The sequence below is a fragment of the Firmicutes bacterium HGW-Firmicutes-1 genome, from assembly GCA_002841625.1.
In the GTDB taxonomy this organism is placed as follows: domain Bacteria; phylum Bacillota; class Clostridia; order Lachnospirales; family Vallitaleaceae; genus HGW-1.
Genome location: PHAG01000003.1, coordinates 90174 through 111755, shown reverse-complemented (window position 1 = coordinate 111755; position 21582 = coordinate 90174). Strand labels below are relative to the sequence as shown.

Below are 21582 nucleotides of genomic sequence, written 5' to 3'. Positions count from 1 at the left end.
AAGAAAGGGTTGATAAAGATGATACAGCTTGTTGTTACAGACTTAGATGGTACATTATTAGATGATAATGGACATGTAAGTGAAGAAAATATCGAGGCAATAAAACAATTAAGGGAAAAAAATATTCTATTTGGAATTGCTAGTGGCAGGGCGCTATCTGTAATTGAAAAGATTGCGATTGAGTATCATTTTAGTGAGTATGTTGATATTATGATTGGAACTAACGGAGTTGAACTTTCAGAAGAAGGCATATTGGAAGATCTGGAAATGAATTATTTAAGAAAAGATGTAATAGCTGATGTATATGATAAATTTAATAGCTATGATGTTGCATTTATTTTACACAATAAAAACACTTTAATCTGCAATAAGTCAAATGAATACACTGAAATCGAAAGAGGTTTGAATAATTACAAACAAGTTATCGTACCTAACTTTGAAACAGCTTTAACAAAAAATTTCCCTCGTCTAATGATTGTTGGAGATCCACTTGTTTTAAATGAAATAGCTGTCCAAATGGCAAATATAGAAACTCCAAACTTTCATTTTTTCAAATCCTATGAAATTTTTTTAGAGGTAGTTTCAAATCAAGTTTCTAAGGGTAATATGTTAAAAATGTATTGTGAACATAAAGGAATTGATATGGAGCAAGTAATGGCAGTAGGTGATAATAATAATGATATAGAAATGGTTGAAGCTTCAGGTTATGGAGTTGCTGTTGAGAATGCAACACAGGAGCTAATAAAGCATGCAAAATATATAACTGGTAGTAATAATGATCATGGATTTGCACAAGCAATTAAGCAACATATTCTTTAATATATGATTGGAATATAATAAAGAGAAAGAGGTGGAATAATGAATTATTCAGATATTGCAACACCAATAGTTGGAGCAATCATTGGATATACAACCAATTGGATTGCCATAAAAATGCTATTTAAACCGTATAAGGAAAAGCGAATATTTGGTATAAAGGTTCCATTTACGCCAGGCTTAATTGCAAAAGAGCGTGAAAGAATTACCATGGCTATGGGTGAGGTTGTTGAACAGTACTTGCTTACGGACGAGGTTATACTAAAGGAATTAACATCAGACACAATTGGAGAAACCATTGTATCTTTTTTTGAAGCGGAGAGTCATATTAAGGAGGGAGCATTAAACTTATCCTTATTATTTAAAAATAGAGAAGAAATTGAGCAATTTAGTAGAACCATATCAAGATTAGCTGTAGAAAAGATAGTTTATGGTTTGAAGGATACTGAATTACAAAACAAAATGATTCAGTTATTAAAGGAACAAATCATTAAAATTTTAGGTGAAAAAACGATAAAAGAAATTGCCACTCAAAACAAAGAAATACTTCAACTGTTCTTGGATCAACTGATCAATTCAGACGGCAGTATAGATCTATTGGCAAATGAAATTGAATTGTTAATGGATGAAGATAAGTCTATTGAAGAACTTCTTGGTCAACAATTAATGAAGCAAATTCAAAATCTGGTATCATTTAATGAACCTAAAATTAAAGATGCAATCAATCACATATTGATAAGTGAAAGCTTCGCTGAAAAAGCCAAAGATATGATTACTGCGGTAATTTCAAGCAAATTTGGTGCATTAGGTTCTATGTTTGTGAATGCGGGGTCAATTTATGAAAGCATTGTTGCTACTGTAAATGAAAATATTGAAACCACTGAAATATCAAAAACGATCAATGAATATATTGCTATGGTGATTCAAAAGCCCTTAGGTGAAATCGCACCTGAACAATCAAGAAAAGAAATTGCAAGGTATGTAGCGCAGAGTATATTAAATAAAACATTAATAGATAAAGTAAGTGCATATATTTATAATATGGACAAGACACCACTTGCATTGGCCAACGCTATATCAAGTGGAAGCCTTGAAGAAGTAGTGGATGAATTTTCAAAATATATTTACAGTAAATTGAAAGACAATGTGAATTCAATTAAACCTTCAGCTGAGGAATTGACAATGAAGTTGATTGAGCAAATGATCTATTCCCCAATCCAAATTACACCTGAAGGTAAGAGCAATCTTTCTAAAAAAGTATTGGAGCTTTATCATTTCGTGATCAAGAAATATGTTATTAAACTAATCGGCTCAGTGAAGATTTCATCAATCGTAGAAAAACAAATTAATTCATTTGAAATTGAGATTTTTGAAGAGGTTATTCTTACCATTGCTAAGAAAGAATTAAGAGCAATAACTTGGTTAGGTGGGCTATTAGGTTTTATTATGTCTGTGATATTGTTAATTATTAAGTAATGGAAAAGCAATGGTTAACAATAAGAGATAACCATTGCTTTTTTATTACTATTTGGAGTATAATTAAAAGGAAAATGACATCCATTCTCATAACAATAAATCAACTAGTAAGGTGGTGTTTATATATGATTTTGAGCAACGGTAAAAAAGGCGAACAGTTTACTATTATAAATATTGACACTGAATTGAAGATAAAAAAAAGGCTTCAAGATATGGGGCTAACGCAAGGAATTAAAATTAAAATTATGTCCTATTACTCAAACAATGCTTTTATTCTAAATGTGAGAGGATCTAGAGTGGTTATAGGAAAAGATATTGCTGAAAAAATTCATGTTGAACCAAGTCATTGCAATAATTGTTCTAAAAAAACGCGAGGAAATGAAAGACATATATCACATCAATCAGAGCATAGGACACAACATGGTGCTTAAGAAAGTCAGTTATGACATAAAATGAAGAGAGGAGTAATTGACATGCACATGCAAATTAAGGTTGCTTTTGTTGGAAACCCTAATTGTGGAAAAACAACTTTATTTAATGCTTATACAGGAGCAAAACACAAAGTAGGAAACTGGGCAGGGGTAACTGTCGAAAAAAAAGAAGGCATTATTAAACATGATGGCAATACGATAACTTTAGTCGATTTACCTGGAATATATAGTTTGTCTCCATATTCTATGGAGGAGATTTTAACTAGAGAATATATCATGAATTATGATCCGGATGTTGTAGTTAACATTGTGGATGCTTCGAATTTAGAAAGAAATTTATTTTTAACGTTACAATTAATTGAGCTGGGGAAGCCAGTTGTTGTAGTCTTAAATATGATGGATATTATGGACAACAAAGGGTATAACGTTAATATAGAAAGATTATCTAGTGAGCTAGGAGTTTCAGTAATTCCGGTTTCTGCTACCAAACAAAGCGGATTAACAAAATTATTACATCAGTTAATTAAGACTGCTAAAATGAAAAGTGAATATATTCCCATTAGAATTAACTATGGAACCGAAATTGAACAACATATTGACACATTAAGCGACAAAATATCTGAAACACATAAATTAGATGAAAATGCTATCAGATGGTTAGCAATTAAATTGCTTGAAAAAGATTCGGAAGTAATGAAGAGGCTAAAACTTCCTAATTGGAAATCTGAAAATTATAGTGAAGAAATTGGTAAGATTAAGTATGACTACATATCCTGCTTTATTAAAGAAGTGCTTCAATTTGATCACGAAGAGGAGACATTTTCAGATAAAGTGGACAAGGTAATAACGAATAATTTTTTAGGCATTCCGATTTTTTTACTGATGATGATTATGGTTTTTGCTTTTACCTTTAGTGTAGGAAATTATTTCGCTGGTTTATTTGAATCAATTCTTTTTGGCTTATCATGGTTCATTAAAGATTTTCTCATTGCAATTCATGTTACAGAATGGGTTGTAGCCCTTATCGTAGATGGTATTATTGGAGGGGTAGGAGGCATTCTTGTGTTTTTGCCAAATATAGCTTGTCTTTTTATTGCTATTTCAATTCTTGAGGATAGTGGTTATATGGCAAGAGTTGCATTGTTAATGGACAAATTTATGTGCAAGATTGGATTAAATGGAAAAGCGTTTATTCCTATGATTTTAGGGTTCGGCTGTTCAGTTCCTGCTATTATGACAGCAAGAACATTAGAAAATGAACATGATCGTCTAATTACAACCATGATTACACCATTTATGTCTTGTAGTGCTAAAATGCCGATTTATGTATTGTTTTCGAGAATTTTCTTTCCGGGATATGAAATTATAGTTTCATTTTCGCTTTATTTGATGGGTGTGTTTATAGCTATTTTAGTAGCATTGGTTTTTAAAGCTACCTTGAAGAAAGGAAAGACTGCGCTAATAATGGAACTACCTCAATACAAAAAACCTTCTTTTAAAACAATTGCTATTTTTGTTTGGGAAAAAGTGAAACATTATATCATACGAGCTGGGACTGTGATCTTCCTTGCATCGGTAGTACTTTGGTTCATTTTAGAGTTTAATCCTAGTGGACACGTGGATATGACGGAAAGCTTTGGGGCTTATATTGGCAAAGCGATTGCACCCATATTTGCACCACTTGGTTTTGGAACCTGGGAAGCTGCATTGTCTTTGATTGCAGGAATTATGGGAAAAGAAATAGTTGTTAGCAGTATGGCTGTTATTTTTGGTGTTACAGAAAGTGGATTTACATCAGCATTTATTGCAGCGGGCTTCAATGCTGTGAGTGCTTATGCGTTTATGGCTTTCTGTTTATTGTATACACCATGTGTTGCAACAATTGGTATTATAAAAAAAGAAACGAATTCATGGAAGTGGACATTTTTCTCTTTTGCATATCAATTGACAATAGCTTGGTTTGTAGCTTTTTTGATATATCAAATTGGAAGTAGAATTTTTCTTAGTTAGATGTAGGTTATAAAAGGAGCGATTATATGGAAACAGCATTGGTTTTATTGGTTGTTTTGCTAATGGTGGTACTAGCGATAAGAAAGGTGTTAAAAGTTAGAAAGAGTGGTGGCTGTGGAAGCTGTAGTGGGTGTATCCATAAGGATGATTGTGAGAAAGAGAAGAAGTATGATTGAAAAGCTTGTATTTATTAGGAATAGTATGGCCCAAGGATATCGTTCTTGGGTTTCTGTATTTTTAGGGTAGGGAAAATATGAGTATTTCATTTTTAAATATGTCAATATTGGGACAAATAGAGGATTATTATTAAAGAAGGAGTATATAATAGTTATAAGATGGTTGAAAGGGGGGCTTGTGATATGAACTTGAGGGAACAGCAAGAGGAGTTAGAGGCAAAGATACTTAGCCCATATGCTTCGCTAAGCAAAAATAGTAAAGGTAGAGAAGTAGATGAAGACTTTTGTGATATTAGAAACTCATATCAGAGGGATCGAGATAGGATTATTCATTCTAAGGCTTTTAGACGATTAAAGCATAAAACCCAAGTTTTTATTGCACCTGAAGGAGATCATTATAGGACGAGATTAACGCATACACTTGAGGTTGCTCAGATTGGTAGAACGATTGCCAGAGCGCTGAGGGTGAATGAGGACTTAGCTGAAGCAATTGCGTTGGGACATGATTTAGGACATACACCCTTTGGACATGCGGGAGAGTATGCATTAGATGAAATTTGCAGTCAAGGTTTTAGACATTATGAACAAAGTCTTCGCGTTGTAGAGAAGCTTGAAAATAAAGGGCAAGGTTTAAACTTAACATGGGAGGTTAGAGATGGAATTCTGAATCATCCTACGAAAGGTAAACCTAACACATTAGAAGGACAGATTATTCGATTATCTGATAAAATTGCTTATATCAATCATGATATTGATGACGCTATTAGAGGAAAGATTTTAGATGTTAAGGACTTACCAAGTATATATACAGATGTTCTTGGAAAGACGTCTAGGGAAAGAATTAGTAATTTGATTCACGATATTGTGAATCAAAGTCTGAATCAAGAAGAAATCAAAATGAGCCCAGATATGGATGATGCAATGAAAGAGCTTAGAGTTTTTATGTTCAACAATGTTTATATTGGATCAAAGGCCAAGGATCATGAAGATAAGGCTAAAAATATGTTGATGCAGCTCTTCTTATATTTTAAAGAGAAACCACATATTTTACCTCCGGAGTATATAGATATGATTGAAATTGAGGGTGAACCTCTAGAAAGAGTAGTTTGTGACTATGTTGCGGGAATGACTGATCGGTATGCAATTGGAAAATTTTATGACTTATTTATTCCTTCATCATGGAAAGAAATATAGAAATAAAAATAATTAAAGGATTCACAAATATTTTGTCGAAAATATAACAGTGGAATAGTGAAGGAGCTTTGGTTGAAAATGTTTTATCCAGATGAGTTAGTTGAGGAAATTAGGTATCAAAATGATATTGTAGAAGTTATTTCTCAATATGTAAGACTGAATAAAAAAGGCACTTCACATTTTGGATTATGCCCCTTTCATAACGAAAAGACACCTTCCTTTTCGGTAGCCCAAGATAAGCAGATTTATCATTGCTTTGGCTGTGGTGCAGGCGGTAACGTAATAACATTTGTGATGGAGTACGAGAATTATTCCTTCGTTGAGGCGATTAAGGCTTTGGCAGACAGGGTAAATATTAGTCTTCCAGAACCGGAAATCTCAGAAGAAATGCGAAGAATGGTGCAGTATAAACAGCAGTTATATGATGCAAACAAAGAAGCAGCGAAGTATTTTTATCATCAGACAAATGTACCGCTTGGAAAGAAAGCTTCTGATTATTTAAATGATAGAGGCATCGAAAGTGAAACAAGGAAAAAGTTTGGCCTTGGTTTCTCTCATTTTTTTAGAGATGATTTATATCAATATTTGAAAGGCAAGGGATATGCTGACGCTGTTTTGACAGATAGTGGCCTTGTTTTAGAAGATAAAAGCAAACCTGGAGAAGTATATGACCGTTTTTTTAATAGAGTCATGTTCCCAATATTTGATATACATAATCGAGTGATTGGGTTTGGAGGAAGGGTTTTGGGTGATGGAATGCCTAAGTACTTGAATTCTCCTGAAACCAAGCTTTTTGATAAAAGCAAAAATCTATATGGACTCAATATAGCAAGAACCTCTAGAAGAAACAATATTATTTTAGTTGAAGGATATATGGATGTAATTTCATTACATCAAGCTGGCTTTGATAATACAGTTGCTTCTTTAGGAACAGCGTTTACCCAAGGGCAAAGTAATTTGCTAAAGAGGTATACGAACGAAGTGATCATTGCTTATGATAGTGATAAAGCAGGCATCAATGCTATTCTAAAGGCAATTCCAATCATGGAAGCCTCAGATATTACTGTAAGAGTATTAAAGATGTTGCCTTATAAGGACCCTGATGATTTTATAAAAGCAGAAGGAGCGGAACGTTTTGAAGAAATTATTTCTTCATCAATTCCAAGCTTTATGTTTGAAGTTGAGCAATTAGAGGCAAAATATAATTTATCAGATCCAGATCATAAGACTAAGTTCTATCAAAGCATTGCCAAAAAATTAGTTGAGCTAGAAAATGAAATAAAAAGAGATAGCTATTTTGAAGCAATGATTAATAGATATAGTATGAACCCAAAAGCACTCCAATCTGAAATGGAGAAAATTGGAAAAGACGTTGGAATTGTAACTCATAAAAGAGAAGACGCTTATTCAGAAGGAAAAATCAAAAATAGACTCTCAAAGGATTCCATCGAAGTCGCACAAAAAAATATATTAACCTTTATAGTGAGTCACAAGGATATTTTTGAAGCTGTTAGGCCATATATCAAACCATTGGAATTTGTAGATGGATTATATAGTCAAGTCGCAGGCATTATTTTTGAGCTTTATGAAGAAAATTTAGAGCTTAATCCTGCAATGATCATTAATAAGTTTATTGAACTCGAACAACAAAACAAGGTTGCTCAAATTTTTAACAATGATGTAAAGGTTGAAAATGGAATGCAATTTGAAAAAATGGTTAATGAAAGTGTACAAATATTAAAAAATGCATATATTGATAAAATGTCTGGGCAGATTACTGACATTAAGGATCTACAAGATTTGATCAAAGTCAAGAGACAGTTGCAGGATTTGTATATTTCTTTGAATCATGGATAGACTAGTAAACACAAGAAAGGATTGAGAATAAATGACAACGGAAGAAAATATCGACAAAATTTCCCAGGAAGATGAAGAAACCGCTAAATTTGATAAGAAATTAGATGAACTCTTAATATTGGCAAAGGAAAAAAAGAATGTTATTGATTACTCGGAGATTGAATCACATTTTAAGGAAGTGGTTCTTGAACCAGAAAGTATTGATAACATCTATGAGTTTTTAGAAAAAAGAGGTGTTGATGTCATCGGAAAGCTTTTAGAGACACCTGATGAAGACTTTGAAGCCGATGAAGAAGTAGAGATTGAATTGGACTTAACCCTACCAGAGGGTGTCAATATTGACGATCCAGTTAGAATGTACCTAAAGGAAATTGGTAAGGTTCCACTTCTGAATGCTGATGAAGAAATTGAACTAGCTGTAAGAATGGAAAATGGCGATCAAGAAGCTAAGAAGCGTTTGGCAGAAGCTAATTTACGTCTCGTTGTAAGTATTGCTAAAAGATATGTAGGCAGAGGAATGCTGTTTTTAGATTTAATTCAAGAAGGAAACTTAGGACTTATAAAGGCAGTAGAAAAGTTTGATTACAGAAAAGGGTATAAATTTAGTACCTATGCTACTTGGTGGATTAGACAAGCCATTACAAGAGCAATTGCAGATCAAGCAAGAACCATCAGAATCCCAGTTCATATGGTGGAGACTATAAACAAACTTATTCGAGTATCAAGACAACTTCTACAAGAACTTGGTAGAGATCCATCTCCAGAAGAAATCGCAGAAGAGCTTGAAATGTCTGTTGATAAAGTAAGAGAAATTTTGAAAATCTCTCAAGAGCCTGTTTCTTTAGAAACACCTATTGGAGAGGAAGAGGACAGTCATTTAGGTGACTTTATCCAAGATGAAAATGTACCTGTTCCTGCAGAAGCAGCAGCATTTACGTTGCTTAAGGAACAATTAGTGGATGTTTTGGATACATTAACAGATAGAGAGCAAAAGGTTTTAAGGCTCCGATTTGGACTAGATGATGGAAGAGCAAGAACTCTTGAAGAAGTTGGTAGAGAGTTTAATGTAACACGTGAACGTATTAGACAAATAGAGGCGAAAGCGCTTAGAAAGTTGAGACACCCAAGTCGTAGTAGAAAATTAAAAGATTATTTAGAATAAACATACTGCGGATAATAAAGTGATATACTTATTATCCGTTTTTATTTATAATGTATGAGTAATTGGAAAAGCGGTAGAAGTGTATCTAGGATTTTAATACGCACAGCCGATTTTCCTGTTTACTAAGAACGTTCTGCATAAGCAATTGGAAAAGCGGCAGAAGTGTATCGAGGATTATAATATGCACAGCCGATTTTCCTGTAATATTAATTTGGGAGGGATTTAGGAAGATGGAGCTTACAAGACGACTTGAACGAATTGCAAGTCATGTACCATTAGGCACTATTGTTGCTGATGTGGGTACAGATCATGGATACATACCAATTTATTTAGTTAAGGAAGGCGTTTCTCCAAAGGCATATGCAATAGATGTTGCAAAAGGACCTCTTAAAAAAGCAGAAATGAATATTGAAGCGAATGGTGTGAAGGAACTGGTTGTGCCAATTTTATCAGATGGATTACATCAACTTGGGGATCGAAAGGTAGATACTTTAATTATAGCAGGTATGGGTGGAATGTTAATCAAAAGGATTTTGGTTGAGGCAAAGCATCAGTTGAAAAAAATTCCAACTCTAATACTTTCTCCACACTTAGATATTGCTGTTGTTAGAAAAGTAGTTCATAAGCTAGGATATGAAATTACGTTAGAGGACTTCATTAGAGAAGGACAACAGTTTTATCCAATCATCCTATGCAATCATGGAAAAGAAAAATATGAAAATGAAGTTGAGTATAAATATGGCAAAAAGTTAATTGAAAGTTGCCATATGGAGTATAGAGAATACCTTCAGGTATTAATCATGAAAAACATTGAGCTTAAAAAGGAATTACTTAAAAAGAATACACCGGCTAGTATAAAAAGAATAGATGAGATTGAAAAAGATTCGGAGGCTATATGTGAGGTGGGCAAATGGCTAAAATAATAAAAGATATTATGAATATTGTTGAAGAACTAGCCCCTATTTATTTGGCAGAAGCTTGGGATAACTGTGGGCTTTTGGTTGGAGATGAAAGAAAAGAAGTAAAGAAACTTCTTGTAGCACTTGAACCAAGTATGGAAAATATAGATAACGCTGTAAAAAATGATGTTGATCTTATTGTTACACATCATCCCTTAATGATGAATAAGATTAACAAGATAACTTCAACTACGGTTGAAGGAGAAAAACTTATGAAACTAATAAAAAATGAGATTGGACTATATTGCGCACATACAAATCTAGATAAGGCACAAGAGGGTTTAAACTTTTATTTAGGAAAGCAATTAAAATTAGCAGATATACAAGTGCTTAGTATAGAAAAGAGCTATGAACAGTTAAATGTAAACAACGACCAAGAATTCAGCATAGATTATAATACAATGGGTCTTGGAGTGATCGGTTCGTTGAAAGAAAAATTGACCCTAGCCCAATTTTCTAAAGACATTCAAAAGCTATTAAAGCTTGATTATATTCATTATGTTGGTGATAAAGGCCGTATGATCAAAAAAGTTGCAATCGTTACAGGAAGTGGATTCTCAGAGCTAGATAAGGCTATTATAAAAGGCGCTGATGTATTCATAACAGGTGATATAAAATATCATAATGCCCAATATGCGAAGGAAGCCGGAATTGCGTTAATTGATGCAACTCACTTTGGAAGTGAAAATATTGTTGTAGAACTATTAGGAAATATCTTCAATAATAAGCTTTCAGATGTAGAAATACTTCTAGACTATACCGCAAAAAATCCAATTCAAATCTTATAAAAGAGGTGGAAAATATGAGTAAGCAAATAACAGTTACAGCAATGGGAAAAGAAGTACAATTAATAAAAGGGACTACCTTATTTGAGTTATCTAAAGTGTATCAAGAGTCCTTTGTATCACCAATCGTTATTGCGCTTGTAGATTATAAGCTCAAGGAATTGAGTTATAAATTAGAAGAATCCTGTAGTGTTAAATTTTTAGACATTACAGATAAAGATGGATATAAAACATATCAAAGAAGTCTACAATTTTTAATGGTAAAAGCTATAAGAGATATTGTTGGTATTAATGAATATGTTGAAACAATTATTCATTATGCTATAAACAGTGGTATTTACTGTGAAATCAAATCAAATTTAGTACTTAATGAGGAACTTGTTCAGAAAATTAAAACAAGAATGAATGAAATGATTTCTTCTAATATTTTATTTGAGAGACGTCCAGTAAAGGTAGATTATGCTAGAGAAATATTTGAGAAGCAAAATATGCTTGATAAAATTGAGTTATTTAAATATAGAAGGTCTTCTATGGTTAATTTATGTAAACTAGAAGATTATTACGATTACTATTATGGACAAATTACTCCGAATACAAGCTGCTTAAAAACCTTTGATTTATTCTTATATGATGAAGGAATTGTACTGCAATTTTCAACTAGACATGCACCTAACACTGTAGATGAATTCAACCCAGATAAAAAGCTGTTCAAGACCTTAAAGGGTGCTTCTAAATGGGGGGAAATCATGGAAGTTGAAAACGTTGGTGATTTGAACAAGATGATTTCAGTAGGTCATATCAACGATCTGATTCTTGTTTCAGAAGCACTAATGGAGAAACGTATTGCAAATATTGCTGATCAGATCATTGATAATACGGATAAAAAGAAATTTGTGTTTATTGCAGGTCCCTCTTCCTCTGGGAAAACGACTTTTGCAAATAGATTAGCCATTCAACTACGTGCACATGGTGTAAAACCCCATACCATTTCCTTAGACAATTACTTTGTTTCAAGAGAGGAAACACCTAGGGATAGTGAAGGTAAGTTTAATTTCGAATGTTTAGAAGCACTTGATCTTGTTAAGTTTAATGAAGATATGATAGACTTATTAGCTGGTAAGACAGTAGATATGCCTGTATTTAATTTTATAGCAGGTGAACGTGAATACAAGGGGAAATTTCTAACCTTAGATGTAAATGATGTATTGGTAATTGAGGGTATTCATGGCTTAAATAATGAATTATCTCGTGCAATTCCTGATCAAAGTAAGTTTAAAATTTATATTAGTGCGCTTACTCAACTTAATATTGACAATCATAATAGAATACCAACAACAGATGCAAGACTTATCAGACGTATGGTAAGAGATAATTATTACAGAGGTGCTTCAGCAATTAAAACGATTGGTATGTGGGAATCTGTTCGACGAGGAGAGGAAAACTACATATTTCCATTTCAAGAAGAGGCGGATGTAATGTTCAATTCTGTTTTGATTTATGAATTAACGGTATTAAAACAATTTGCGGAGCCACTCTTATTTAATGTTCCTAGAGATTGTCCTGAATATACAGAAGCCAGAAGATTGATTAAGCTATTGGACTATTTCTTAGGGGTAACAAGTGATAAAATTCCATACAATTCTTTGCTTAGAGAATTTATTGGAGGAAGTTGTTTTTAGAGTGACCAGTTTTTCCAATAATCTATTGTGCTTTAAGGTGATTACAAGTAGACAAAAAAGATGGTCTATGATATAGTAGTTCAAGCAGTGAGTAAGCTAGACGATCGCACCTAGAATGCCTAAAGGTCCTAGGTGAGGAAAGTCCGAGCTCCATAGGGCAGGATGCCAGATAACGTCTGGTGGAGGCAACTTCAAGGACAGTGCAACAGAGATAAACCGCCAAATCTATTGATTTGGTAAGGGTGGAAAGGCGAGGTAAGAGCTCACCGCCTCTTTGGTAACAAAGAGGGCATATGTAAACCCCATCCGGAGCAAGACCGTACAAGAAGCTATACGGCTGCCCGCCGTGCTTCTGGGTAGGTTGCTAGAGCTTGCTGGCGACAGTAAGCGAAGAGAGATGATCGTCCACGACAGAACTCGGCTTATCGGCTTGCTCATTGCAACCATGCAAAACACTGGCTTTTTAGCTGGTGTTTTTTATTTTGGCTTAAACGATACAATAACAGTATAACACCTATTTTAAGATTTTTTCTCAAGAGGTGTTTTTTTATTGATTAAGTTATGATTGTATTAGATTTATTTAAGAAGTATAATTTAATAGGGAACAAAATTTGCTTTTTAATCGTCAAATTACATATAATTAACTGAGGAGGATGGTATTATGAAAAAGAGGCTACAAATTAGAACAATTTTTATTTTTGGATTCGTAATTTTAATATTATTAAGTACTTCTGGTTGTGGGAAAAATGAAAAAGCTTATGACAATGTTTCTACAGGGGAAGCAGCCCCTGAGGTGAGTTTTTCAAAACCAAAAGAAGCAGTAGAAGAAGAGATCTATTATGATGAGGATAAAAAAACTTCAGATTTGGAAAATAGTCAATCTGTGAGAAAAGAAATTCAGAATAAATTTTTTGTAATGGAAACCTTAGAATTCGATAAGACTACAAAAAGTGTTGAAAGTTTGGTTAGTAAATATTTAGGATATGTAGAAGGTGCTGAAATAACCGGAAAAGAAATCTACAACACGTACTCATACAATACAAGACATGCCTATTATTCGCTTAGAATACCGTCAGAAAAATTGAATAACTTTTCAGAAGAGCTAAAAGGGTTAGGTAATGTAGTTCAAGAACGTGTGAATAAAGAAGATGTAACTGCACAATATACTGATGTAACAGCAAGAATTAAATCTTTAAAGATTCAAGAAGAACGCTTACTTGAACTGGTTAAAAAAGGCACTGAATTAAAAGATATTCTGGAAATTGAAACTCAATTATCAGATGTACGTTACCAAATCGAGACTTATACTGCTACAATCGTTAACATTGATAATCAAGTGAACTATAGCACCGTTCAACTTGAATTAAAAGAAGTTATCGAGGTTAGTACTTATGAAGAACCAGCGGTAACTGTAGGACAGAAAATATCAAAAGGCTTTCTTGATTCAATAAATGACATCAAAGATTTTTTTGTTAATCTATTTATTTTCATCGTCGTAGCAATTCCTTATCTTGTAATATTTGCAGTGATTACTATTGCAATGATTATATTTTTTAAAAAGATGAGCAAAAAAAGGAAAGTAAAAAGTGCAAATAAAGACAAAGTAATTAATACAGAAGTAAAATCACAACAAAGTGAAGATACAGGTACTCATTCTAATCAACGCTAAATCAACATCATCAAGATTTTATTATCAATGAAAAACAAAACAATTTGAGCCATATCTAACAAAATGATATGGTTTTTTTGTTATAATTATTGGTAATTTTAGAGACTAAAATACGAACCTTATAGTTATGTAAAATTGAAGTTAACAGTAGGTTATGCTTAGTCTAGATGCATTGTAGGAGGCATTTTTCTGTGATAATATGTGATACATACATCAAAAGGAAAATTCAGAAGGGAAATGGTGAGATCCTTGATTAGAAAATTCAACAATGCAAAGCTTGTTAAAAAAATTATGATTAGTTACTCATTATTTATTATTGTTATAGCTATATTGGTTCTAGGTGGTATTTACAATTTGCAAAAATATAACACTTTTGAAAGAAACAACAAGAATGCTATTCAAACAATGAAATACATATTAAATGCTGATTTAAATGAAAGAAGCTTTCTGAAATGGAAGGATATTAAATATAGCGAAAAAGCAAGTCATTTATTAAAACAAGCCAAAGAAAATGCTATAGCTATGGCAGATTTTGATAAGAAGAATTCGAAGGAAATGTTACAGCTTATCGAAGGTTATGATGTACTTAGCTTAGATGTCAAGCAAAAAATAAATGAAGAAATGAAGGTTATGGAGAGTTTGGATTCTAGTGGTGCTGATGCAGATAGTGTTATTACAAGGATGAACGATCAATTAGAGTTACAATATAAGGCTTTACTTGAGAATAATAAAAGCGAAGATGTATTAAAGAAAATTATCCAGATGAAGTACGCAAATAGTATACTCAATAAATTTTTATATATGAGATTGAATGAGAAAGAATTTATAAGAACGCAAAGTTCTGAATCCATTCAATTCATTATGGAGAATATAACAAGTACGAATGATATGGCAGTAGAATTAAAAAACTTATGCGATACATCCATTAATAAAGGGCAAGCGGAATCTATTATTTATTTTTTAAAAGAATATGAGACAAGCATTAATGAACTTATGGGAGTTGAGAAAGAATTAGCAGCAAATGAATTAACAATGAATCAATTATCAGAAAGTATCGTTAGGGCATCAGATTTAACCCTCTCAGAGCAACAGAAAAAGTTTAAAACCTTAAATTTTACTTTTCTTATAACGATTATTTTTCTTTTCTTTTTTTCTATTGTAGTAACTATCTTTGCCTCGATGATTATTACCAAAGCAATTAGGAAACCCCTTGATATTTTGAAAACAGAATTAGTCTATGCGACGGAGCATCAAGACTTAACAAAAGAAATTATTGTAAATAGTACCGATGAATTTCATATACTTTCGCATTGCATTAACACATTCTTTAAAAAGCTTCATGGAATGATGTTGGGAATATGTTCGAGTTCTCAAATCATAAAGTCAGCTTCCAATGGTGTTAATGAAAAGGTAACCAACATGGGCAACAATATTAATAAAATAAAAATTACAATAGATGACTTATCTGATGACATTCATAAAGCAAAAAATGCATCTAAAGAAATAGACGAAAATGCTTGTATGATTCATTCTATAGTCACTAGCGTTAAAGAATCATCTCAATCAATGATGAATAATGTTGATCAAACCCATATTGAGGCAACTAACCTACAGGAAAGTGCCAATAAAGTGCGAATTGAGACGGAAGCTTCTTATAGACTAACAAAAGACAATATTCAAAAAGCGATCCAAGAAGTTGCAGTTGTTAATGACATTTATTTGCTTTCAGAAAGCATCATTGCAATTTCAAAACAAACGAAGCTTCTTTCTTTAAATGCTTCAATAGAAGCAGCAAGAGCTGGTGAAAAAGGTCTTGGTTTTGGTGTAGTAGCTGAAGCTATCAGAAATCTATCACACAATACTGAAGAAAGCATCGTTAAAATTCAAGGTTTGACAACTCAAGTTGTAGATTCTGTAGAAAGCCTTACGAAACATTCTAATGAGTTAATCTTTTTTATGGATAAAGATATAGAAAAAAGTTATGATATGTTCCGAGTTATTGGCGATAAGTTTACGAATGAAACGAATAATTTTAAAGAAATGTTTTCTGATTACAATAAGAAAATGATTGTAGTATCAAAGCACACTGAAGACATTGATCAGATGTCAGAAAAACTACTGCAACTAATGGCTGTGAATGCCAATAAAACTAGGAGTGCTGTTGAGTCCATTGAATTTATTGATTATCTTTCTCACAGAATTTCTGATGAAGTAGAAATTTTCAAACAAAATGCCCATATATTAGATGATATGGCAAACGGCTTTGTTTTATAATTCGAAAAATAAAACTTTCATTTACAAATTGAGCACGATTGTTTATAATAGAACATAATATATTTGAATATTAGAATATACAGTAAGGAGGTTTTTTTATGGAAATTGGATTAATTGGATTAGGTAAGATGGGATATAATTTGGCGTTAAATATGAAAGATCATGAGGTGGACGTTAGGGTCTTTACTCGCAATTTAGAGACATTAAAAAAAATAGGGAATGAAGGCGTTAAAACGTACGAAACAATACAGGGTTTGGTTGAATCTTTAGCAAAACCAAGAGCAATATGGTTAATGATTACTGCTGGTACTGCAGTTGATGGAGTAATTGATCATTTACTTGAATATTTATCACCAGGGGATACAATTATTGATGGTGGTAATTCTAGATTTACTGATACCTTAAGACGAGGAGACTATCTTCAAGAAAGAGGAATCTTTTTTGTAGATGCTGGAACGAGTGGTGGAACAAGTGGTGCTAGAAATGGTGCATGTATGATGGTTGGAGGAGACGAGGAACCAGTAAAGAGATTAGAACCAATGTTAAAATCGCTTAATGTAGAAGGTGGGTATCTTCACGTTGGTAAGAGAGGTTCAGGTCACTATGTGAAAATGGTGCATAATGGTATTGAATATGGTATGATGCAGGCCATTGGAGAAGGATTTGACATACTTCAAAAATCTGGCTTTGAGATGGATTTTGAAAAGGTCGCAAATGTATGGAACCATGGTTCAATCATAGAGGGCTATTTAATTGATATGACCAAAAAGGCATTTGAACATCATGGCAATCTTGAAGAAATTGTACCAATTATTGACGCTCTAGGTGAGGGACAATGGACGGTTGAAGAAGCTGTTCGTTTAGGGGTTCCTGCGCCAGTTATTACAAGTTCATTGTTCGTTAGATATGCATCAAAAGACAGTGAGGCTTTTTCTGATAAGGTTGTTGCAGCACTCAGAAATGAATTTGGTGGTCATACTCTGCATAAAAAATAGGAGGCCAATCTATGCACAAACAACGGTTAATATTTACTATCTTTGGTGGGACCGGTAACTTGGCATATAATAAATTATTTCCTGCTTTTTATCAACTTTTTCAAGAAGAAAAATTTGATTCTAATATATTTTTTGTTGCAATAGGTAGAAGAGCTAAAACCAATGAACAGTATAGAAAGGAAATAGAAACGAAAATTAAACAGAAGTATCCGGATTATTCTAAGAAGGGCTTTGACGCTTTTAAAGATAGAATATACTATTATAATTTAGATTTTACAAATGAGCTCCATTATGGGGATTTTAATAATTTTATGATAAACTTAGACCAGGCGCATCAAACCAATGGCAATAGAATTTATTATTTAGCCACTGCGCCAACAGATTTTCCTTCGATATCGGAATATTTAAAGAAGTATGGACTATTAGATACGAATGGCTTCAATCGTGCAGTATTTGAGAAGCCTTTTGGTTATGATTTGAAATCGGCTACAGAAATAAATAATAGTATATCTGCCGTATTTGGAGAAGACAATATTTATAGAATTGATCATTACCTAGGAAAGGAAATGATACAAAATATTTTAACAATACGGTTTACTAACCAAATTTTCAATGCTGTATGGAACAAGGATGCTATTGATAATGTACAAATTACAGTGAAAGAAAGCAATGGAGTTGAGGAGCGCGGAGGCTACTACGATCAAGCAGGTGCGTTAAGAGATATGGTTCAAAATCATCTATTACAAATACTTGCATTTGTTGCAATGGAGGAACCTAGCAAATTTGATACAGATAGCATACGTAATGAAAAGGTGAAGGTACTAAAGAATATTAAAATAACACCTGAATTGAAGAGCCATGAAAACATAGTTTTTGGTCAATACAAAGGTTATTTAGAGGAAGAAAAAGTAAAGCCTCATTCTAAGACTGAAACTTATGTTGCTATTAAATGTGAAATAGATCATCCTAGATGGGAAGGGGTTCCGTTTTTCTTAAGAACAGGAAAATATTTAAATGGCAGGGAAGCGGAAATTATTATAGAATTTAAAAACAAGACCCAATGTGAACCCTTTGGATTATTAGCTCAACCTAATTTGTTGATCATTAAAATTCAACCAGAAGAAGGTATATATTTTAGAATCAATACGAAAAAACCAAGAAGTGAAAAAGAGGTAATGCCTGTTAGTATGGACTATTGTCAATCATGTAATTTCATTTATCGATCTCCGGAAGCATATGAAAGACTATTGAATGATATCATTGCAGGAGATTCAACGCTATTTACAAGATGGGATGAAGTGGAAGCGGCATGGATGCTTATTAAACATTTGATTAGTAGTTGTACCAAAGATGACTATTTAGTCTCCTATGAAAAAAATTCAGAGGGACCAATAGAGGCAGAGTTTATGATAAAATCAGCAAATAGAAAATGGTGGAATATTGAAGATTTAAACAATTCGAAATTTGATTTTTAACAGTTTTGCATATAAATTCGAAAATCGGCAACCAGGATCGATGTTCAGCCGATTTTCTTTTCATGATTGGAGGGTAAGCTGATGAAAATATTTGATATTTCTATGACAATCTCAGAGGATATGATGGTATATAAAAACAAAGAGGGAAAAAAACCTAAGATATTTCAGAGTGCTAATTTTGAAGAAAACAATCATTACGAAAGTGAATTGACTTTAAACCTGCATACAGGAACTCATATTGATGCACCTTTACATATTATCGATGGGGGGAGTACAATGGCAGCATATTTAATTGAGGACTTTGTAAGTCAAGCTAAAGTGCTGGATTTAACGCATCTTAAAGATAATATTACGGAAGAAGATTTAAGGGGAAAAAATATAAATGAAGGCGACTTTATACTGCTAAAGACTAGGAACTCATCAGATGTGACATTTAATCATAGCTTTGTATATTTGGAAAAATCAGGAGCAAAATACTTGAAAAATCAAAAAATCAAAGGAATTGGAATAGATGCACTTGGTATTGAACGTAATCAACCGGATCATGAAACCCATAAAATTCTATTAAACAAAGGCATCATGATTCTGGAAGGATTGCAGCTTCATCAAGTTGATGAAGGTGAATATGAATTAATTGTATTGCCATTAAAGTTAATGTCTACTGAAGCAGCGCCAGCTCGGGCTATACTTATAAAGAGATAGAATAAATAAGCTTTTTTAATGTCTAACATTTATCACAAACTTACATGTTGATTTATCATAAATATTAACAGGTTGCATATATATTTTTTTATGCAACTTTTTTTATTTTCATGTAATTCTGCAAAATGCACTATAAATGAATTATTTGCAAGATATCAATGTAAAAACTGCACAAACATAATGTATACTTGTATACAACATTAGATTGTTATCTTATTGACAAAAAAAAAATACAGGAATATAATAATGAAAGTAAATAAAAGATTAAAATCTATTAACATAAATGACGGAATCAGTAAGACAAGTTGCAAAAAAATTTAAAATATAGTTAGAAATCTATTTTGTAAATATGCCCTTTAAGAGCATTTTATAGTTAATTTCTAACATCAAATAGATAGTTAAATGCGAAAAGACAAAGTTGACTTGGTATCTAAGAATGCGGGGATATATTTGTAGTAAATCAATTGTATGACAATTTATTTCTGTAAGGTATTCTTAGAAAAAGGTTTTTGGTCTTTTTTTGTGTGAAAAAGCAGTGAAAATTAGTTTCTTGTGACTAGAGACTTCCAATAGATCAGACTAAACTTTAGGAGGAAAAATAATGTTAGAAGTTGATTTTTTTCTTGACTTAGCAATTATATTATTAAGCACCAAGATTTTGGGCTTACTTACAAAACAAATAAAGATACCACAAGTTGTGGGGGCATTAATAGCAGGATTGATTTTAGGACCTGGAGTATTAAACATTGTACATGAAACTGACTTTATAGATAAAATGGCAGAGCTTGGTGTAATTGCTTTGATGTTTACGGCAGGGCTAGAAACTGACATTAAGGAAATGAAGAAATGTGGAAAGGCTTCACTTGTCATCGCAATTATTGGAGTTGCTCTTCCATTAGCGGGTGGATTTTTAGTAACTTCTATTTATTCAGGAACAGCTTTTGCAGAAATGACACAACAACAAATACTTCAAAATATTTTTATTGGTGTTGTTTTAACAGCAACATCCGTTAGTATCACTGTTGAGACACTTCGTGAAATGGGGAAGCTAAAATCTCCTTCAGGCACTGCCATTTTGGGAGCAGCTGTTATCGATGATATTTTAGGAATCATTATATTAACGATTATTTCAAGTTTTGCTGACTCTTCTGTAAGTATTACTAGTATCATGATAAGAATTCTTTTATTCTTCGTATTTGCTGGTATTTGCGGGTTGATATTCTACTACGTATTTGCCCATCTTAGCAAAAGACATGGAAAGAAAAGAAGAATACCAGTGTATGGATTAGCATTCTGTTTAATTTTATCATATATTGCCGAAAAATATTTTGGAATTGCAGACATTACAGGAGCTTATTTAGCAGGAATTATTATATCGAGTGTAACACAATCTCACTATATTTCAGAAAAGTTTGAAGTGCTTTCCTTCATGCTACTTTCTCCAATCTTTTTTGCAAGCATTGGAATTAAAACGCACTTTACAGGTTTAACTGGTCCTATCATATTGTTTACACTTGTCTTATTGGTAGTAGCCATATTAACAAAAGTAGTTGGATGTGGATTGGGTGCAAGAGCTTGTGGCTATTCTAAGAAAGAATCTTTGAGAATTGGAATTGGGATGATTTCAAGAGGTGAGGTAGCTCTGATTGTTGCAGATAAAGGTGCTGCTATAGGGATTATGAATGCTGTACTATTCGGACCATTGGTTATTGTGGTGATCGTTACAACATTAATGACACCAATATTACTGAAGTTTGTTTATAAGCATAATGATGATGGACGCAATGATGATCAACAGAATTTCGAACTCGATGAGGATGAGGATGAAGATGATTTTTGCGAAGTACTTGCTTAAAATATTTAATACAATCATTTAAGATTTATTTATAGATAGAATTACAAACCAAAAGACCAGATTTTCT

17 protein-coding genes and 1 other RNA gene are annotated in these 21582 nt (G+C 32.7%); all 18 read left to right on the top strand.

Annotated features, from left to right (window positions below; translation table 11 throughout):
• Nucleotides 1-18 precede the first annotated feature (18 nt).
• The 18 genes from CVU84_05200 to CVU84_05115 all read left to right on the top strand — a co-directional run bounded on the left by CVU84_05200 (nucleotide 19) and on the right by CVU84_05115 (nucleotide 21515).
• On the top strand, nucleotides 19-819 hold the full coding sequence (locus CVU84_05200) for a hypothetical protein (protein PKM95464.1): 801 nt from the start codon (nucleotides 19-21) through the stop codon (nucleotides 817-819).
• Between the two features lie 39 nt (nucleotides 820-858).
• Nucleotides 859-2292 (top strand): hypothetical protein, encoded by a 1434-nt coding sequence (locus CVU84_05195; GenBank protein ID PKM95463.1) that lies wholly within the window; start codon nucleotides 859-861, stop codon nucleotides 2290-2292.
• Nucleotides 2292-2723: a hypothetical protein gene (locus CVU84_05190; protein ID PKM95462.1), complete on the top strand. Its 432-nt coding sequence runs from the start codon at nucleotides 2292-2294 to the stop codon at nucleotides 2721-2723. The genes CVU84_05195 and CVU84_05190 overlap by 1 nt, the downstream gene beginning before the upstream one ends.
• A 42-nt stretch (nucleotides 2724-2765) precedes the next feature.
• Complete coding sequence (gene feoB / locus CVU84_05185) at nucleotides 2766-4733, top strand: ferrous iron transport protein B (GenBank protein PKM95461.1); 1968 nt, start codon at nucleotides 2766-2768, stop codon at nucleotides 4731-4733.
• Nucleotides 4734-4759: 26 nt separating this feature from the next.
• Nucleotides 4760-4909, top strand: a complete 150-nt coding sequence (locus CVU84_05180; protein PKM95460.1) for a hypothetical protein — start codon at nucleotides 4760-4762, stop codon at nucleotides 4907-4909.
• 183 nt (nucleotides 4910-5092) lie between these two features.
• A complete protein-coding gene (locus tag CVU84_05175) occupies nucleotides 5093-6103 on the top strand; it encodes a deoxyguanosinetriphosphate triphosphohydrolase (GenBank protein PKM95459.1) in 1011 nt (336 codons plus the stop codon).
• A gap of 78 nt (nucleotides 6104-6181) precedes the next feature.
• A complete protein-coding gene (locus CVU84_05170) occupies nucleotides 6182-7960 on the top strand; it encodes a DNA primase (protein ID PKM95458.1) in 1779 nt (592 codons plus the stop codon).
• Nucleotides 7961-7991: 31 nt separating this feature from the next.
• The gene (locus tag CVU84_05165; GenBank protein PKM95457.1) at nucleotides 7992-9122 is read left to right on the top strand and encodes an RNA polymerase sigma factor RpoD; all 1131 of its coding nucleotides are present in this window, start codon (nucleotides 7992-7994) and stop codon (nucleotides 9120-9122) included.
• Between the two features lie 230 nt (nucleotides 9123-9352).
• The gene (locus CVU84_05160) at nucleotides 9353-10045 is read left to right on the top strand and encodes a hypothetical protein (GenBank protein ID PKM95456.1); all 693 of its coding nucleotides are present in this window, start codon (nucleotides 9353-9355) and stop codon (nucleotides 10043-10045) included.
• Entirely contained in the window at nucleotides 10033-10869 is an 837-nt protein-coding gene (locus CVU84_05155; GenBank protein ID PKM95455.1) for a Nif3-like dinuclear metal center hexameric protein, read from the top strand. Before CVU84_05160 ends, CVU84_05155 begins: the two co-directional genes overlap by 13 nt.
• Nucleotides 10870-10910: 41 nt before the next feature.
• Nucleotides 10911-12545 carry a nucleoside kinase gene (locus tag CVU84_05150; protein ID PKM95571.1) on the top strand — a complete coding sequence of 545 codons (1635 nt, stop codon included), beginning with the start codon at nucleotides 10911-10913 and terminating at the stop codon, nucleotides 12543-12545.
• Between the two features lie 88 nt (nucleotides 12546-12633).
• Nucleotides 12634-12986: RNase P RNA component class A (rnpB, locus tag CVU84_05145), an RNA gene on the top strand.
• A gap of 220 nt (nucleotides 12987-13206) precedes the next feature.
• On the top strand, nucleotides 13207-14214 hold the full coding sequence (locus tag CVU84_05140; protein PKM95454.1) for a hypothetical protein: 1008 nt from the start codon (nucleotides 13207-13209) through the stop codon (nucleotides 14212-14214).
• 201 nt (nucleotides 14215-14415) lie between these two features.
• Nucleotides 14416-16488 carry a hypothetical protein gene (locus CVU84_05135; GenBank protein ID PKM95453.1) on the top strand — a complete coding sequence of 691 codons (2073 nt, stop codon included), beginning with the start codon at nucleotides 14416-14418 and terminating at the stop codon, nucleotides 16486-16488.
• A gap of 98 nt (nucleotides 16489-16586) precedes the next feature.
• Nucleotides 16587-17483, top strand: a complete 897-nt coding sequence (gene gnd / locus CVU84_05130; protein ID PKM95452.1) for a 6-phosphogluconate dehydrogenase (decarboxylating) — start codon at nucleotides 16587-16589, stop codon at nucleotides 17481-17483.
• Nucleotides 17484-17494: 11 nt separating this feature from the next.
• On the top strand, nucleotides 17495-18958 hold the full coding sequence (zwf, locus tag CVU84_05125) for a glucose-6-phosphate dehydrogenase (protein PKM95451.1): 1464 nt from the start codon (nucleotides 17495-17497) through the stop codon (nucleotides 18956-18958).
• Between the two features lie 81 nt (nucleotides 18959-19039).
• Complete coding sequence (locus CVU84_05120; GenBank protein ID PKM95450.1) at nucleotides 19040-19660, top strand: cyclase; 621 nt, start codon at nucleotides 19040-19042, stop codon at nucleotides 19658-19660.
• Between the two features lie 601 nt (nucleotides 19661-20261).
• On the top strand, nucleotides 20262-21515 hold the full coding sequence (locus tag CVU84_05115; GenBank protein PKM95449.1) for a sodium:proton antiporter: 1254 nt from the start codon (nucleotides 20262-20264) through the stop codon (nucleotides 21513-21515).
• Nucleotides 21516-21582 lie beyond the last annotated feature (67 nt).

What these genes read in the sequence shown, in the direction of transcription:
- zwf (PKM95451.1), top strand. Translation starts at nt 17,495, where the DNA reads ATGCACAAACAACGGTTAATATTTACTATCTTTGGTGGGACCGGTAAC.
- CVU84_05140 (PKM95454.1), top strand. Translation starts at nt 13,207, where the DNA reads ATGAAAAAGAGGCTACAAATTAGAACAATTTTTATTTTTGGATTCGTA.
- CVU84_05165 (PKM95457.1), top strand. Translation starts at nt 7,992, where the DNA reads ATGACAACGGAAGAAAATATCGACAAAATTTCCCAGGAAGATGAAGAA.
- gnd (PKM95452.1), top strand. Translation starts at nt 16,587, where the DNA reads ATGGAAATTGGATTAATTGGATTAGGTAAGATGGGATATAATTTGGCG.
- CVU84_05195 (PKM95463.1), top strand. Translation starts at nt 859, where the DNA reads ATGAATTATTCAGATATTGCAACACCAATAGTTGGAGCAATCATTGGA.
- CVU84_05180 (PKM95460.1), top strand. Translation starts at nt 4,760, where the DNA reads ATGGAAACAGCATTGGTTTTATTGGTTGTTTTGCTAATGGTGGTACTA.
- CVU84_05155 (PKM95455.1), top strand. Translation starts at nt 10,033, where the DNA reads ATGGCTAAAATAATAAAAGATATTATGAATATTGTTGAAGAACTAGCC.
- CVU84_05115 (PKM95449.1), top strand. Translation starts at nt 20,262, where the DNA reads ATGTTAGAAGTTGATTTTTTTCTTGACTTAGCAATTATATTATTAAGC.
- CVU84_05175 (PKM95459.1), top strand. Translation starts at nt 5,093, where the DNA reads ATGAACTTGAGGGAACAGCAAGAGGAGTTAGAGGCAAAGATACTTAGC.
- CVU84_05170 (PKM95458.1), top strand. Translation starts at nt 6,182, where the DNA reads ATGTTTTATCCAGATGAGTTAGTTGAGGAAATTAGGTATCAAAATGAT.
- CVU84_05160 (PKM95456.1), top strand. Translation starts at nt 9,353, where the DNA reads ATGGAGCTTACAAGACGACTTGAACGAATTGCAAGTCATGTACCATTA.
- feoB (PKM95461.1), top strand. Translation starts at nt 2,766, where the DNA reads ATGCACATGCAAATTAAGGTTGCTTTTGTTGGAAACCCTAATTGTGGA.
- CVU84_05120 (PKM95450.1), top strand. Translation starts at nt 19,040, where the DNA reads ATGAAAATATTTGATATTTCTATGACAATCTCAGAGGATATGATGGTA.
- CVU84_05190 (PKM95462.1), top strand. Translation starts at nt 2,292, where the DNA reads ATGGAAAAGCAATGGTTAACAATAAGAGATAACCATTGCTTTTTTATT.
- CVU84_05200 (PKM95464.1), top strand. Translation starts at nt 19, where the DNA reads ATGATACAGCTTGTTGTTACAGACTTAGATGGTACATTATTAGATGAT.
- CVU84_05150 (PKM95571.1), top strand. Translation starts at nt 10,911, where the DNA reads ATGGGAAAAGAAGTACAATTAATAAAAGGGACTACCTTATTTGAGTTA.